Annotated in this window: 13 protein-coding genes; 11 read left to right on the forward strand and 2 right to left on the reverse strand. The window is 63.2% G+C overall.

The window, feature by feature from the left end; all coding sequences use genetic code 11:
* Window positions 1–95: 95 nt before the first annotated feature.
* Window positions 96–575 carry an L-2-amino-thiazoline-4-carboxylic acid hydrolase gene (locus B348_RS0105265; protein WP_017735099.1) on the forward strand — a complete coding sequence of 160 codons (480 nt, stop codon included), beginning with the start codon at window positions 96–98 and terminating at the stop codon, window positions 573–575.
* On the forward strand, window positions 568–1803 hold the full coding sequence (locus tag B348_RS0105270) for a Zn-dependent hydrolase (protein ID WP_017735100.1): 1236 nt from the start codon (window positions 568–570) through the stop codon (window positions 1801–1803). Before B348_RS0105265 ends, B348_RS0105270 begins: the two co-directional genes overlap by 8 nt.
* Before the next feature lie 220 nt (window positions 1804–2023).
* Here B348_RS0105270 and B348_RS0105275 read toward each other — a convergent pair whose 3' ends face one another.
* Window positions 2024–2812 carry a helix-turn-helix domain-containing protein gene (locus B348_RS0105275; protein ID WP_017735101.1) on the reverse strand — a complete coding sequence of 263 codons (789 nt, stop codon included), beginning with the start codon at window positions 2810–2812 and terminating at the stop codon, window positions 2024–2026.
* An 86-nt stretch (window positions 2813–2898) separates the two neighbouring features.
* Here B348_RS0105275 and B348_RS0105280 point away from each other — a divergent pair, with 86 nt between their 5' ends.
* The 9 genes from B348_RS0105280 (at window position 2899) to aqpZ (ending at window position 13209) form a co-directional block, all read left to right on the forward strand.
* Complete coding sequence (locus B348_RS0105280) at window positions 2899–3897, forward strand: bile acid:sodium symporter family protein (RefSeq protein ID WP_017735102.1); 999 nt, start codon at window positions 2899–2901, stop codon at window positions 3895–3897.
* A 106-nt stretch (window positions 3898–4003) separates the two neighbouring features.
* A complete protein-coding gene (locus B348_RS01000000129750) occupies window positions 4004–4789 on the forward strand; it encodes an EAL domain-containing protein (RefSeq protein WP_017735103.1) in 786 nt (261 codons plus the stop codon).
* Between the two features lie 63 nt (window positions 4790–4852).
* A complete protein-coding gene (locus B348_RS0105290; RefSeq protein WP_017735104.1) occupies window positions 4853–5479 on the forward strand; it encodes a response regulator transcription factor in 627 nt (208 codons plus the stop codon).
* Complete coding sequence (locus tag B348_RS0105295) at window positions 5480–9085, forward strand: transporter substrate-binding domain-containing protein (protein WP_017735105.1); 3606 nt, start codon at window positions 5480–5482, stop codon at window positions 9083–9085.
* Between the two features lie 103 nt (window positions 9086–9188).
* Window positions 9189–10400, forward strand: a complete 1212-nt coding sequence (locus B348_RS01000000129755) for an EAL domain-containing protein (RefSeq protein ID WP_032864706.1) — start codon at window positions 9189–9191, stop codon at window positions 10398–10400.
* Window positions 10397–10669: a hypothetical protein gene (locus B348_RS01000000129760; protein ID WP_017735107.1), complete on the forward strand. Its 273-nt coding sequence runs from the start codon at window positions 10397–10399 to the stop codon at window positions 10667–10669. Before B348_RS01000000129755 ends, B348_RS01000000129760 begins: the two co-directional genes overlap by 4 nt.
* An 83-nt stretch (window positions 10670–10752) precedes the next feature.
* Window positions 10753–11112: a hypothetical protein gene (locus tag B348_RS0105310; protein ID WP_017735108.1), complete on the forward strand. Its 360-nt coding sequence runs from the start codon at window positions 10753–10755 to the stop codon at window positions 11110–11112.
* 123 nt (window positions 11113–11235) lie between these two features.
* Entirely contained in the window at window positions 11236–12420 is a 1185-nt protein-coding gene (locus B348_RS0105315; protein WP_017735109.1) for a sugar transporter, read from the forward strand.
* Window positions 12421–12510: 90 nt separating this feature from the next.
* Window positions 12511–13209, forward strand: a complete 699-nt coding sequence (gene aqpZ, locus B348_RS0105320; protein WP_017735110.1) for an aquaporin Z — start codon at window positions 12511–12513, stop codon at window positions 13207–13209.
* 112 nt (window positions 13210–13321) lie between these two features.
* Here the strand turns inward: aqpZ and B348_RS0105325 are convergent, their stop codons facing one another.
* Window positions 13322–14266: an aliphatic sulfonate ABC transporter substrate-binding protein gene (locus tag B348_RS0105325; RefSeq protein WP_017735111.1), complete on the reverse strand. Its 945-nt coding sequence runs from the start codon at window positions 14264–14266 to the stop codon at window positions 13322–13324.
* Window positions 14267–14496 lie beyond the last annotated feature (230 nt).

A 14496-nucleotide genomic window follows, 5' to 3' on the forward strand; every position in this document is an offset into this window, starting at 1 on the left:
CCGGCCAATGATGTGCCGGCTGGGACACCGCCATCGCAGGCAAGCCAGCTCCCACATTTGACGGTGTGCACACATTGGATTGGAGGAGAGATGAAATGAGCAAACTGGAAGGTGAACTGGGCATTCTTGCCCGGCGGCGGATCGAGGCCGAAATCATCAAGCCGATCTACGAGATTCTCAAGCGCGAGCAGGGCAAGGACTTTGCCGCTGCCGTGATCGGCGAAGCGGTGGGCAATGCGGCGATCCAGGCGGGCAAGCATTTTGCGTCGCTGGAAGAGCGCGCCGACCTCAAGAGCTTTGTCGAACTGCAAGTGCTCTGGGAAAAAGACGACGCGCTGAAGGTCGAGATCATCGCCAGCGATGCCGAGCACTACGACTACGACGTCAAGCGCTGCCGCTACGCCGAGATGTACACCGAAATGGGCCTGGGCGAGATCGGCCACTTGCTGTCGTGCAACCGCGACGAGCTGTTTATCGTCGGCTACAACCCCGACATCGAGCTGATCCGCACCCAGACCATCATGGGCGGCGACCATCGCTGTGATTTCCGCTACCGGGCCAAACCCCATGAATAATCTGGCACGTGTCAACGGCGAGCGTTTGTGGGACGCGCTGATGGAGATGGCGCAGATCGGCGCCACCGAAAAAGGCGGCGTCTCGCGCCTGGCGCTGACCGAGGAAGACCGTCGCGGCCGCGACCTGTTCGTGCAGTGGTGCACGGCGGCCGGCTGCAGCATTCGCGTGGACGCCATGGGCAATATCTTCGCCCGTCGCGCCGGGCGTCTTGATCACCTGGCGCCGGTGCTGACCGGCTCCCATGGCGACTCCCAGCCCTTTGGCGGCAAGTACGACGGCATCTACGGCGTGCTCGCCGGGCTGGAAGTGCTGCGCACCTTGAACGACCTCGGCATCGAGACCGACCGGCCGATCGAGGTGGTCAACTGGACCAACGAAGAGGGCTCGCGCTTTGCCCCGGCGATGATTTCGTCGGGGGTCTACGCCGGGGTGTTTGACCTGGAATATGGCCTGTCCCGCGCAGACAAGAACGGCGTGAGCATTGGTCAGGCGTTGCAGCAGATCGGTTATGCCGGCACGCACCCGGTGGGCGGCCAGGCGGTGCATGCGGCGTTTGAGCTGCACATCGAGCAAGGCCCGATCCTTGAAGCGCAAGGCATCACCATCGGCGTGGTCACCGGCGCCCAGGGCCAGCGCTGGTACGAAGTCGAATTGAAGGGCCGTAGCGCCCACGCCGGCACCACACCGATGGACCATCGCCTCGACGCCTTGCTCGGCTTCGCCCGCGTGGTCGAGGCGGTCAACGGCCTGGGCCTGGAACAAGGCGCCGAAGGGCGTGCCACGGTGGGCATGGCGAATATCTTCCCCAACTCGCGCAACGTCGTACCGGGGCGCGTGTTTTTCAGTGTGGAATTCCGTCACCCGGACGAAACCGTGCTGGCGCGCCAGGACCAGCAACTGCGCGAAGCGGTGGCGCAGATCGCCGAGGGGATCGGCTTGCAGCACAGCGTGCAGCAGATCTTCCAGTACGCGCCGATTGCGTTTGACGCTGATTGCGTGGAGGTGGTGCGAGCGTCTGCCGAGGCGTTGGGTTACAGCCATCGGCCAATGATTTCCGGCGCGGGGCATGATGCCTGCTACCTCAACCAGGTAGCGCCGACCGCGATGATCTTTGTGCCGTGTGTGGATGGGTTGAGCCATAACGAGGCGGAGGAAATTTCGCCTGAATGGTCGACGGCGGGGGCGGATGTGTTGCTCCAGGCGATCCTGGCCAAGGCCCATATCTAACAGACTCATACAAATCAAACTGTGGGAGCTGGCAAGCCAGCTCCCACAGTTTGATCGGTGTAAACCTGATCCGAAGTGGAAACCCAATCCCCTGTGGGAGCTGGCTTGCCTGCGAAAGCGGTGTGTCAGCCAAAGATGTTCCAACTGCCCCACCGCATTCGCGAGCAAGCCCGCTCCCACACAAGCCCGCTCCCACATTTGCATCACCTACACCTGTAAGTCAGCGAAAAAACTCCCCCGGCGTCGCCTCAAACTGCTGGCGAAACGCATTGATAAACGCCGAGGTCGATTCATACCCACACCCCAACGCCACATCCGTCACGCGCTCGCCTTGCTCCAGGGCGGGCAGGGCGGTGAGCAGGCGCAAGCGCTGGCGCCAGGCGCGGAAGGTCAGCCCGGTGTCGCTCAAGAACAGGCGGCTCAGGGTCTTTTCACTTACGGCCAATTTGCGGCTCCAGTCCCCCAGGGTGGTCTGCTGCTCCGGGTGCAGGTTCAGGCTGCGGTAGATCTGGCGCAAACGCGGGTCCATGGGCAACGGCAGCATCAAGTCCACCTGGGGCGCTGCGGCCAACTGGTCCAGCAGCACCTGGGCCAGGCGCCCGTCCGCGCCGTCCTCAACATAGGCCACCGGCAGTTCGCTGAAGCTGCGGATCAATTCGCGCAGCAGACTGCTCACTTCCAGCACGTGGCAACGCGCGTCCGCCCAGGTGGTCACGCTGCAATCGAGGTACAGGCTGCGCATCTCGGTGCGTGGCGAGCTGAACACGCGGTGGGGCATGCCCGCCGGAATCCACACGGCGCGTTGCGGCGGCGCGACAAAGCGGCCAACGCTGGTCTGAATCTCCAGCACCCCGGAAATCGCGTACGACAATTGCACCCACGGGTGACTGTGGCGGCGGGTCAAGGCGCGATTGGGCAATGATTCGGTGCGCCCATACACCGGCCTCGGCAAGCTGGAAAGCCCGGGCACGCTGCGGCGCACGGTTTTGTCATGTCCTTTAGGCGGCATTTGTTGGCTCATTGGCGTTAGTCGGTAACAAGCCGTTACGTTAGAGTCGCCGAGACGCTCTTGGCAACCCCCGGAAGAACTCACTTATGACCCGTCCGCGCTTTCTCCCCGACAACTTCACCCTGACCCTGATCGCCACGGTGATCCTCGCCTCGCTGTTGCCCGCCAGCGGCCAGACCGCCGTGGCCTTTGGCTGGGTCACCAACCTGGCCATCGCGCTACTGTTTTTCCTGCACGGCGCCAAGCTGTCGAACCAGGCCATCATCGCCGGTGCCGGCCACTGGCGCCTGCACCTGTTGGTGTTCAGCCTGACCTTCGTGCTGTTCCCGTTGCTGGGCCTGGCGCTCAAGCCGCTGCTGTCGCCGCTGATCGGCAAAGACCTGTACATGGGCATGCTGTACCTCTGCGCCTTGCCGGCCACGGTGCAGTCGGCGATTGCCTTTACCTCGCTGGCGCGGGGCAATATCCCGGCGGCGATTTGCAGCGCGGCGGCGTCGAGCCTGTTTGGCATCTTCCTCACGCCGCTGTTGGTGACGCTGTTGCTCAACGTGCACGGCGAAGGCAGTAACACCCTCGACGCGATCCTCAAGATCAGCGTGCAACTGCTGCTGCCGTTTATTGCCGGGCAGATCGCCCGGCGCTGGATTGGCGCGTGGGTGGGGCGCAACAAGTCCTGGCTGAAATTCGTCGATCAAGGCTCGATCCTGCTGGTGGTCTACGGCGCGTTCAGCGAAGCGGTCAATGAAGGCATCTGGCACAAGATCCCGCTGTGGGAACTGGGCGGCCTGGTGGTGGCGTGCTGTGTGTTGCTGGCCTTGGTACTGGTGGCGTCGACGGTATTGGCCAAGGCGTTCGGCTTTAACCAGGAAGACCGCATCACCATCCTGTTCTGCGGCTCGAAGAAAAGCCTGGCGACGGGCGTACCGATGGCCCAGGTGCTGTTCGCCGGGGCAACCATGGGCGTGCTGATCCTGCCGCTGATGCTGTTTCACCAGATCCAGCTGATGGTCTGCGCGGCGCTGGCCCAGCGCTATGCGCAACGGCCCGAGTCGGTGGCCGAACTGATGGAGCAGGTTGACCCTTAATTGCCTGTGGGAAATGTCCTACGCATCGGCAGGACGCTTCCCTTATAGATTCAGATGATTCCAGGCCACTATCCGCCCCATCGCACCCGCAAAGTGGTTGGTAAGCATGGCCTCTCCCCGCGTCAAACCCCTGCCCAGTGAGCTGGAGATCCAGCGCGGCCTGGCCCTGGGCGAATTCCGTGCGTGGTTCCAGCCCAAATTCGTGATCCGCACCGGGCAACTGGCCGGTGCGGAAGCCTTGGTGCGCTGGGAGCACCCGGCCCGCGGCGTGTTGTTGCCCGAAGACTTCCTGGCCGCCGTGTTGGCCTACGACCTGATCGACGACATGTTCAAGCAACTGCTGGAACAGGGCCTCAGCCTGCTGGGCATCCTGCGCCGGCAACAGGTGCCACTGGAGCTGGCGTTCAACCTGCATGCCTCGCAATTGCTCGGCGGCAGTCTGGTCGCACATATCCAGTGGGCCTTGGGCCGTCATGGGTTCAGCGGTTCCGTGCTGCGCTTCGAGTTGGCCGAAAACGGCCTGCTCAACAGTGCGCCGGCCGTGCAGGAGAACCTGCTGCGTCTGCGTGTGCTGGGCTGTGGTTTGTCGATCGATGACTTCGCCAACGGCTTTTCCTCCCTCAAGCTGCTGTGCCAACTGCCGTTCAACCAACTCAAGCTGGATGGCGGCTTTGTGCGCCACAACCCCAGCATGATCAAAAGCACCCGGGCGCTGGCCAATGTGCTGGGCATGAGCCTGGTGATCGAAGGGATCAGCACCGCGCCTATCCGTGATGGTGTGCTGGCCTTGGGGTGTGAGCTGGGCCAGGGTTTTTACCTGGCACGGCCCATGGCGGGGCACCACTTGTTGCCCTGGCTGGAAGCGCATGGGACCGGCCTCTCAAAGTTTTGAGATATTTCCTACACTCAGGTCGCGCTCGTGTATTTTGAGCCGGCATGTCGCACAGGGGTTGTTATGTTTAAAGCGTTAGTCGTGGACGATCATCCGTTTATTCGTTCCTCCGTGAAGATGCTCTTGAAGCAGGAAGGCTTTGAGGTCGTGGCCGAGGCGGATAACGGCGCCGACGCCGTGCAATTGGCCCGCGAGCATGAGCCCGAGCTGATCGTGCTGGATATCGCCATGCCCAAGCTGGACGGCCTGGAGGTGATTTCGCGCATCTGCGCCCTGGGCCTGTCGTGCAAGATCCTGGTGCTGACCTCGCAGTCGCCGCTGTTCTATTCCATGCGCTGCATGAAAGCCGGCGCGGCGGGTTATATCTCCAAGACCAATGACCTCGACGAGTTGGTCAAGGCGATCAAGGCGGTGATGGGCGGCTATACCTTTTTTCCGAACCTGGCCAACAGTTCGGTGCGCCGCAGTGATGCGCAAACCACTGACCTTGAGTTGATCCAGACCCTGTCCGACCGTGAACTGACCATCCTGCAGCAACTGTCCCAAGGCCTGAGCAACAAGGAAATCGGTGACGCGATGCTGCTCAGCAACAAGACCATCAGCACCTACAAGACCCGCTTGATCGAGAAGCTCAAGGTCAAGTCCGTGGTGTACCTGGCCGATTTCGCCAAGCGCAACAATCTGGTCTGAATGAACACTCTCCTGCATAAATGGCTGCTGGGTGCGCTGCTGGCGGGCTGCCTGAACGGGGCTGCCCTCGCCGCTGCACCGGCTGAAACCTATCAGGTGCTCGGGCGTTCCCATGTCTCGGAATACGCCGTGTCACTGTCGGAGCAGGACTGGGGCTGGCTACGCAGTAAACGCGTGTTGGTGCTGGGGGCGTCGGCGCCGGATTATTCGCCCTTCGGCATGACCACCAACGGCCGAGATTACGAAGGCCTCACCGCCGACTACGCAAAGCTCCTCAGCGAGCTGTTGCGCACGCCGGTGGAAGTACGCCGTTATGCCTCCCGTGCGGACGTGATCGACGCCCTCAAGCAAGGCGCGGTGGATTTTCTCGGCACCGCCAACGGCTTTGAACAGGCCGACCATGACTTGCTGATGTCCACGGCCTACGCCGAAGACCAGCCGACCCTGGTCACCCAGGTCGCCAAGAGCCAGGTGCTGGCGCCGGACCTGGCGGGCAAGAAAATCGCCATGCTCTACCACTACCTGCCACCGGACGCGGTGCAGGCGTTCTACCCCCAGGCCACGTTGCAGCTCTACCCCTCGACCTTGAGCGCGATTGGTGCGGTGGCGTTCGGCAATGCCGACGTGTACCTGGGCGACTCCATCAGCGCCCAGTACCTGATCAACAAGAACTACCTGAACAACGTGCAGTTGGCTGACTTCTCGCAGATGGAAGTGAGCAATTTCTCGTTTGCGTTCGCCCAGGCCAACGCGCGCTTGCTGCACATCATCAATTCGGCGCTGGCGGCGATTCCCCAGGGCGAGCGCATGACCATCCTGCGCCGCTGGAGCGCGGGCGGCGGCAGCATGCCGGGGCGCATCGCGCTGCACTTCAGCGCCAGCGAGCAGCGCTGGATGGCCGCTCACCCGCGTTTGAAGGTGGCGATCGATGACAGTTTCGTACCGTTCTCGTTTTTCAACGAAGACGGCGAGTTCCGTGGGATCAGCGCCGATGTGCTGGCCAAGGTCGCGTTGCGCACCGGCTTGAAGTTCGATGTGGTGCGCACGCAGTCTGTCGCCGACCTGATCGAGCAGATCCGTACGGAGGAAGCCGACCTGCTGATCACCCTTACACCCAGCGCGGCCCGTGAGAGCCATCTGCGCTTTACCCGGCCCTACCTGAGTTCACCCTACGTGCTGATCAGCCGCAGCGGCCCGAACAGCCCGGCCACCCTGGATGACATGGCGGGCAAGCGCCTGGCGATCATCACCGGCAACCCGGTGCGCGACCAGTTGCTGGAGGCGTTCCCCAACATCGCCCTGGTCAACGCCGAGAGCGCCCAGGAAGCCATGGCCATGGTGGCCGACGGGCAGGCCGATGGCGCGGTCAATTCGTTGATCACCGCGCGCTACATGATCTCGCGCCAATACCGTGACCGCTTGCGCATCACCGCCACGGTCGGTACCGAGTCGGCGCGTGTGGCGTTCGCGACCTCGCGCGGCGCGCTGGAACTGTATTCGATCCTGGAAAAAGCCCTGCTGAGCATCCCGCCGGAGGAGATGGACGAAGTCACCAACCGCTGGCGCAACGAGATTGCCGTGGACGACAGCTATTGGCTGCGCAACCGCAGCCTGATCCTGCAGGGTTTTGCCGTGGCGGGTGCTCTGCTGCTGGTGGCGCTGGGTTGGATCGCCTACCTGCGCAGGCTGATGCGCCAGCGCACACAGGCGCAGATTGCCCTGAACGACCAGATGGAATTCATGCGCGTGCTGATCGACGGCACGCCGCACCCGATCTATGTGCGCGACCGCGAGGGGCGGCTGCGCATCTGCAACAGCGGCTACCTGCACGTGTTTGGCGTGGAGCGTGACGCCGTGCTCGGCAAGACCGTGGTCGAAGGCGTGCTGAAAGACGCCGACGAGGCCGCGGCTTACCACGCCGATTATCTGCAGGTGATGGAGGAGGGCGTGCCACGGGTGCAGGACCGCCGCCTGACCATGGGCGCCGACAGCGTGCTGACCATCTACCACTGGATGCTGCCGTATCGCGGCAGCGACGGTGAAGTCAGCGGCATGATCGGCGGCTGGATCGACATCAGTGAACGCCAGCATCTGCTCCTGGCCCTGCACGACGCCAAGGATGGCGCCGATGCGGCCAACCGCGCCAAGACCACCTTCCTGGCAACCATGAGCCATGAAATCCGCACGCCGATGAACGCGATTATCGGCATGCTCGAACTGGCGCTGAAAAAGGCCGACCAGGGCGTCACCGACCGTCTCTCCATTGAAGTGGCGTCGGGTGCGGCGCGGGGCTTGCTGGATTTGATCGGCGACATCCTCGACATTGCGCGCATCGAATCCGGCCGTCTGTCCCTGGCGCCGGAGCGCGCCAACTTGCGCGAGCTGGTGGAATCGGTGGCGCGCATCTTTGAAGGCCTGGCGCGGCAGAAGCAGCTGCAACTGATCCTCGACCTCGACGCCAGCGTCAACCGCCAGGTGCTGGTGGACCCGCTGCGCTTCAAGCAGATCGTCTCGAACCTGTTGAGCAATGCGATCAAGTTCACCCACAGCGGCCACGTGCGCCTGCGGGTCAGCGCCGAGCCGGGGCAGGATGATGAACGCCTGGCGCTGTGCCTGCGGGTGGAAGACAGCGGCAGCGGGATTTCCAGCGAAGACCAGCAGCAGCTGTTCAGCCCGTTTGCCCAGGCCAGCAACCATGGCCAGTCGGCGCGTGGCGGTTCGGGGCTGGGCCTGATGATCAGCCGCACCCTGTGCGAAATGATGGGCGGCAGCCTGGTGCTCAACAGCGTGTTGGGGCAGGGCACCCAGGTGGAAATGCGCGTCAGCTTGCCCACCCTGGTCGAGCTGGATATCCCGCCCGCCGTTGCGCCGCTGCAAGCGCCGGCCTCCCGGGCGCTCAAGGTGCTGGTGATCGATGACTACCCGGCCAACCGCCTGTTGCTCACCCAGCAGTTGCATTACCTCGGCCATCAGGTGGTGGATGCCGAGGATGGCGCCCACGGCTTGCGCGCCTGGCGGGCGCAGGCGTTCGACGTGGTGATCACCGATTGCAATATGCCGTTGATGAACGGCTACGCGCTGGCCCGCGCGATTCGTGACGAAGAACGCGCCAGGGGCTTGCCGGCCGGGTTGATCCTCGGCCTCACCGCCAACGCCCAACCCGAGGAAAAAGACCGCTGCCTGGCGGCGGGCATGGACGACTGCCTGTTCAAACCCATCAGCTTGCAGGACCTCAGTGCGTGCCTGGTGTTGCCGGTGCCTGGCGATGAGGGACCGGACGACATCGACTTGACCAGCCTGGAGCAGCTCAGCCGCGGCGACGCAGCCTCGATCAAGAGCCTGCTGCAAGACCTGGCCGCCAGCAACGAGCAGGACATGGCGCGGCTGATGCAACTGTTTACCCTGCATGACGTCAGCGGGCTGGCCGACCTGGCGCACCGGGTCAAGGGCGGTGCGCGGATTATCAAGGCGCAGCGGTTGATCCAGGCGTGCGAAGCCTTGGAAGTGGCCTGCGAGGGGCTGAACTCGGCCCTGTTGACCGAAGCCGTGGATGGCTTGCAACAGGCAATGGATGCGTTGGAGCAACGGTTGGCGGCGTACCTGTAGCGGCTTGGGAAATTTCCTACGTGTCTGTGCGTAATTTCCACGCTAACCGCGTGGCTCAATCGCACACCATGCAGGTATTCCCTTCTTCAGCGAGTGCCCCTTGATGCCCCCATTGCCGCTTCGTGTCCTGGTGCTGGAAGACCACCTGTTCCAACGGTCGGTGGCGACAAGCCTGCTCAAACAGTTGGGTTGCCGTGACGTGTTGGAGGCCGCCAACGGCACTGAGGCCCTGGCCGTGCTTGCACAAGAGGGGCCGGTGGACGTGGTGGTGTGCGACCTGCAAATGGATGGCATGGACGGGCTGGAGTTTATCCAGCGCATCAGCGCCACTGGCCAGGTGGGGGCAATCATCGTCAGCAGCGGCTTGCCCTGGGACGTGCGCCGCGCCGTACGGCAGATGGGCGCCTTGCTGGGGCTGAACATGCTCGGCGATATCGGCAAGCCGCTGCTGGCCGAAGCGTTGCAGCCGCTGCTGGCACTCGCGTTGAGCCAGCGGCCTGCGACGTTCGAGGCGCCATCGCCGCTGGAAGTCGCCGATGAACAGCAGGTACGCCGGGCGCTTCGCGATCAGCAGCTGCAAGCCTGGTACCAACCCAAATTCGATTTGCAGACCGGCAGCGTGGTCGGCGTGGAAGTGCTGGCGCGATGGCACCATCCGTCCAAGGGCGTGCTGTCACCGGCAGTGTTTTTACCGGCGATGGAGCGTGCGGGGCTGATGGACGACCTGTTGTTCGCCTTGATGCAGCAGGCCCTGGCCCAGCAGCGCCAGGCCAAGGGCCTGGGGTTGAGCCTGGAGCTGGCGTTCAACCTGCACGCGGCGCAGTTGGCCGATGTCGGGTTGACCGCCCATATCAAAGGCCTGCTGGCGGCCTACCAGGCGCCGTGTGGCAGCATCACCTTTGAACTCACCGAAAGCGGCCTGCTGGAAGTGCCCGCCGTGTCCCTGGAAAACCTCGTGCGTTTGCGCATGCTGGGTTGTCGTTTGTCCATCGACGATTTCGGCGCGGGGTTCTCGTCGTTGCAGCGCCTGTGCCAATTGCCGTTCAACGAAATCAAGCTCGACGCTGAATTTGTCCGTGGCCTGGCCCATGAGCCGCGTTGCCGAGCGGTGATCGGCAGCACCCTGGCCCTCGGCGAGACCCTGGGCATGTCGGTGGTGGTCGAAGGCATCGAAACCGCCGAGCAGCAACAGCAACTGCTGGAAATGGGCTGCGCCCAGGGCCAGGGTTACTGGCACGCCCGGCCCATGCCCGGTGCCGACCTGCTGCGCTGGTTGCAGGGGCGCGGGCAAGTCCAGTGCTGGAGTCGGCCATGATCAATAAACGCCTGCGCATCATGATCGCCGACCCCCAGCACCATCAGCGCCTGCGCCTGGAACGGGACTTCAATCGCCAGGGCTATTACGCGATTGCGCCGGTGTCGAGCCTGGATGAGATGTTGACGCTGCTGGCCTGCGGCGGCCTTGGCTTCGATCTGGTCGTGGTCAATGCCAGCCTGGGGACGAACGAGCGTTTCGACTTGTCGACGTTTTGCCGGCACAGCCCGCAGGTTGGGCAAGCGGTGATCTACGCGCTGCCTCACTAGGCCGGGCTTTTTGAGACGATTGTCCTAAAGTCTGCGGCTGCGCGGACGACTACCTTCTTAACTACCCAAGAAGGAAAGTCGTCATGCACGTCAAACGGTTATCACGGGTTACCGGCTTCCTTGCGGTATGGGCGGGCAGTTGCCTGGCGGCATCGGGCGGTGTCATTCAGTTTCACGGCAGCATTGTCGAGCCGGGTTGTGCCAGCAGTTCACCGGGCGGCGCGGTCATGGAGTTGAAGGGTTGCCCGCAGGCCGTTCGCGGCAATCAGTTCGATGTGCAACCTGTGCGCAGCGTCCAGGCGCTGGGTACTGCGACGGCCAACGTCAAGTTGGTGAGCGACAACGCCAACGGACGCTATTACGACCAGCGGTATGTGCTGGTGGATACCCTTGGAAAGCCGATTCAGTCGGGGCTTTACGTGGTCACCCTGACCGCGCCGTGATGAAACTGATGGCTTTTTGATCAGGATCAGCGCCAACAGACGGGCGAGAAACCTATAGAATGTTCAACGGCGGCGCTTGTCCTGGGTAGCCGTTTGATCATCGTCCGAGTACCGCGCCCTTCAATGAGCATTTCAGCCGCAACCCCCCAAGCCAATTGGCAGCCGGTCATCGCCCTCGCGTTGGCCGCGTTTGTCTTCAATACCACCGAATTTGTCCCCGTCGGGCTGCTCAGCGCCATTGGCGCGAGCTTTGACATGCCGGTGTCGAGCGTCGGCCTGATGCTCACCATCTACGCGTGGATTGTGTCCCTGACGTCGCTGCCGGTGATGTTGCTGACGCGCAACGTCGAGCGGCGCAAGCTGCTGATCGTGCTGTTCTGCATGTTTATCGCCAGCCATGTCCTGTCCAGCGTGGCCACCAGCTTTGGTTTGCTGATGGTCAGTCGCATCGGCATTGCCTTGTCCCATGCGTTGTTCTGGTCGATCACTGCGTCGCTGGCGGTGCGCCTGGCGCCGGCCGGCAAACAGGTGCAGGCCCTCGGCCTGTTGGCCACCGGTACGTCCCTGGCGATGGTGTTGGGCATTCCTCTGGGCCGCCTGCTCGGCGAGGCCATGGGCTGGCGCACCACGTTCCTGGTGATCGGCGCCTTCGCCGCCGCGCTGGTGTTCTGGCTGGCGCGCACCTTGCCGCTGTTGCCGAGTCAGAATTCCGGCTCGCTGCGCAGCCTGCCGCTGCTGTTCAAGCGCCCGGCGCTGGTGGCGCTCTACGTGCTCACCGCCCTGACCGTGACCGCGCAGTTCACCGCCTACAGCTACATCGAACCCTTCGTCGAAGGCGTGGCCGGCATGAGCGGCAGCGCCGTGACCCTGATCCTGCTGGTGTTCGGCGGCGCGGGCATCATCGGCTCATTGCTGTTCAGCCTGGTGCACCGCTTCAATCCCCATCTGTTCGTGGTCGGCGCGGTGTTCATCCTGGCGGCGTGCCTGGCGCTGATGCTGCCGTTGAGCGGGGCCGAATCCTATCTCGTCGGCCTGAGCATTTTCTGGGGCATGGCGATCATGGGCTTTGGCCTGGCGATGCAGTCCAAGGTGCTGGTACTGGCGCCGGATGCGACCGACGTGGCCATGGCGATGTTTTCCGGCATCTACAACATCGGCATCGGCGGCGGTGCGCTGATGGGGAGCTGGGTCGGCAGCCAGTTCGGCTTCGCCTGGATCGGTGCAGCAGGCGGCTTGCTGGCGGCGCTGGCGTTGATCGGCTATTGCCTGGCGATCCGCAAGTTTGGGACGGGTGTGTCGCCCAGCTAAAACCAGACAAGTCTTACAGGGCGCCTCGATGCCCATTGCTACCGTCGCCCAGGACCGCCCACGCCCTGTGGTGACGGCACTTGAACAGCAATGGAGTCGATTGTGCAAAAGCGTTTGACCGCAGAGTTTCTGGGTACTTTCTGGCTGACCTTCGGCGGCTGTGGCAGCGCCATCCTGGCGGCGGCGTTCCCGGAGTTGGGTATTGGTTTTGTCGGCGTGTCCCTGGCGTTCGGCCTCACGGTGTTGACCATGGCCTATGCGGTGGGCGGCATCTCGGGCGGGCACTTCAACCCGGCGGTGACTGTGGGCCTGTGGGCCGGGCGGCGGGTGGCTGGGGTTGACGTGCTGCCGTACATCGCGGCGCAGGTCAGCGGTGCGATTGGCGCGGCGGCGGCACTGTACCTGATCGCCAACGGCCAGGACGATTTTGCCGTGGGTGGATTTGCCGCCAACGGCTATGACGCCTTGAGCCCAGGCCACTTCGACATGAAGGCGGCCTTGTTGGCCGAACTGATCGCCACGTTCTTCTTTGTCTTTATCATCCTGCGCGTGACCGCCCCGGGCGCGGTGGCCGGTTTTGCGCCGATTGCCATCGGCCTGGCACTGACCTTGATCCACCTGATCCTGATCCCGGTGACCAACACCTCGGTGAACCCGGCGCGCAGCACCGGGCCGGCGTTGTTTGCAGGCGGCGAGTACATTGCGCAGCTGTGGCTGTTCTGGCTGGCACCGATGGTGGGCGGGGTGTTGGGTGCGCTGGCGGCGCGTGGGCTGACTGAGCGCGGTTAAACGGGGCTGGCGGTTTAACCGGTGGGAGCGGGCTTGCCCGCGATTGCGGTGTGTCAGCCAAGAAATCTATTGCTGAACGAGCGCTATCGCGGGCAAGCCCGCTCCCACATTTTTAAGGCTTCCAGGTCTGCACATCCTTGGCATCGACCGCCTTGGGCAACAAGCCCGCCTTGAAAAACGCATCGGCAATCTTCTGCTGCTCACCCAACTGATCAACCGTCACCGGCTGCACCCGATAGCTGCGATGTGCATTGGCGGCTTCCACCGTGGCCACATCCAGGTTGCCCCACAGCGGGCCAAGCACTTTCGCCGCGTCCTGCGGGTGGGCCTTGACCCATTGGCCGGTCTTTTCCAGCTGCTCATACACCACCTTCAACACCTCGGGGTGGGCTTTGGCATACGGCGTGCCGGTCAGGTAATAGCGCTTGTAGCTGGCCAACCCGGCGCCGTCCGCCAGGGTGCGGGTGGGTAGTTGGCGTTGCACGCCGGTGAGGAAGGGTTCCCAGGTGACCCAGGCATCCACCTTGTTGTTCTCGAACGCCGCGCGGCCGTCGGCGGGTGACAGGTAGGCGGGTTCGATATCAGCGAATTCCAGGCCCGCTTTGGCCAGTGCGGCGATCAGCAAGTAGTGGGTGCCGGCGGCTTTGGTGACGGCGATTTTCTTGCCTTTCAAGTCGCCCAGTTGCTGGATCGGCGAGTCTTTGCGCACCACGATGGCCTGGGCCGAAGGCGAGGGCGCTTCCTGGGCGAAGTAGGTGAGCTTGGCCTGGGCGGCCTGGGCGAAGATCGGCACGGTGTCGGCGACATCGGCGCTGATGTCGACGTTGCCCACGTTCAGGGCTTCGAGCAGGGGCAGGCCGCTGGGGAATTCGTGCCAGGTTACGTCGATGTGGTTGGCGTTGAGGGCTTTTTCCAGGGTGCCTTGGGTTTTTAGCAGGGTGATCAGGGTGGAGGATTTCTGGTAGCCGATGCGCAGGGTTTCCTGGGCTTCGGTGGTGGCTGCGATGGAGAGGGCCAGGAGTCCTAGGACGGCGATGAGGGGGCGGGGTATGGGCATGGGGGGCTCGATCTTCTATTGGAATAGGGATGAGCTTATGGTTCTAAAAACTGTTCGTTAAATACTCTTTTGTTCTTTTGGGGTACATATCCGTTATTTAGGTAACGGCCACTTAGGGTCCCGTTCTTACAGCGGGTCACTTTTGGAGGGACCTGTACGGACCGGTACTTGTCCAGTCGCTCACCATTCAACTGTGGGAACCGGCAACTGTGGGAGCTGGCTTGCCTGCG

This window comes from Pseudomonas sp. CBZ-4, assembly GCF_000346755.1.
Lineage (GTDB): Bacteria > Pseudomonadota > Gammaproteobacteria > Pseudomonadales > Pseudomonadaceae > Aquipseudomonas.

Excerpts from the sequence above, each read along its gene's own strand:
- B348_RS0105265 (WP_017735099.1), top strand. The coding sequence starts at position 96 with ATGAGCAAACTGGAAGGTGAACTGGGCATTCTTGCCCGGCGGCGGATC.
- B348_RS0105270 (WP_017735100.1), top strand. The coding sequence starts at position 568 with ATGAATAATCTGGCACGTGTCAACGGCGAGCGTTTGTGGGACGCGCTG.
- B348_RS0105275 (WP_017735101.1), bottom strand. The coding sequence starts at position 2,812 with ATGCCGCCTAAAGGACATGACAAAACCGTGCGCCGCAGCGTGCCCGGG.
- B348_RS0105280 (WP_017735102.1), top strand. The coding sequence starts at position 2,899 with ATGACCCGTCCGCGCTTTCTCCCCGACAACTTCACCCTGACCCTGATC.
- B348_RS01000000129750 (WP_017735103.1), top strand. The coding sequence starts at position 4,004 with ATGGCCTCTCCCCGCGTCAAACCCCTGCCCAGTGAGCTGGAGATCCAG.
- B348_RS0105290 (WP_017735104.1), top strand. The coding sequence starts at position 4,853 with ATGTTTAAAGCGTTAGTCGTGGACGATCATCCGTTTATTCGTTCCTCC.
- B348_RS0105295 (WP_017735105.1), top strand. The coding sequence starts at position 5,480 with ATGAACACTCTCCTGCATAAATGGCTGCTGGGTGCGCTGCTGGCGGGC.
- B348_RS01000000129755 (WP_032864706.1), top strand. The coding sequence starts at position 9,189 with ATGCCCCCATTGCCGCTTCGTGTCCTGGTGCTGGAAGACCACCTGTTC.
- B348_RS01000000129760 (WP_017735107.1), top strand. The coding sequence starts at position 10,397 with ATGATCAATAAACGCCTGCGCATCATGATCGCCGACCCCCAGCACCAT.
- B348_RS0105310 (WP_017735108.1), top strand. The coding sequence starts at position 10,753 with ATGCACGTCAAACGGTTATCACGGGTTACCGGCTTCCTTGCGGTATGG.
- B348_RS0105315 (WP_017735109.1), top strand. The coding sequence starts at position 11,236 with ATGAGCATTTCAGCCGCAACCCCCCAAGCCAATTGGCAGCCGGTCATC.
- aqpZ (WP_017735110.1), top strand. The coding sequence starts at position 12,511 with ATGGAGTCGATTGTGCAAAAGCGTTTGACCGCAGAGTTTCTGGGTACT.
- B348_RS0105325 (WP_017735111.1), bottom strand. The coding sequence starts at position 14,266 with ATGCCCATACCCCGCCCCCTCATCGCCGTCCTAGGACTCCTGGCCCTC.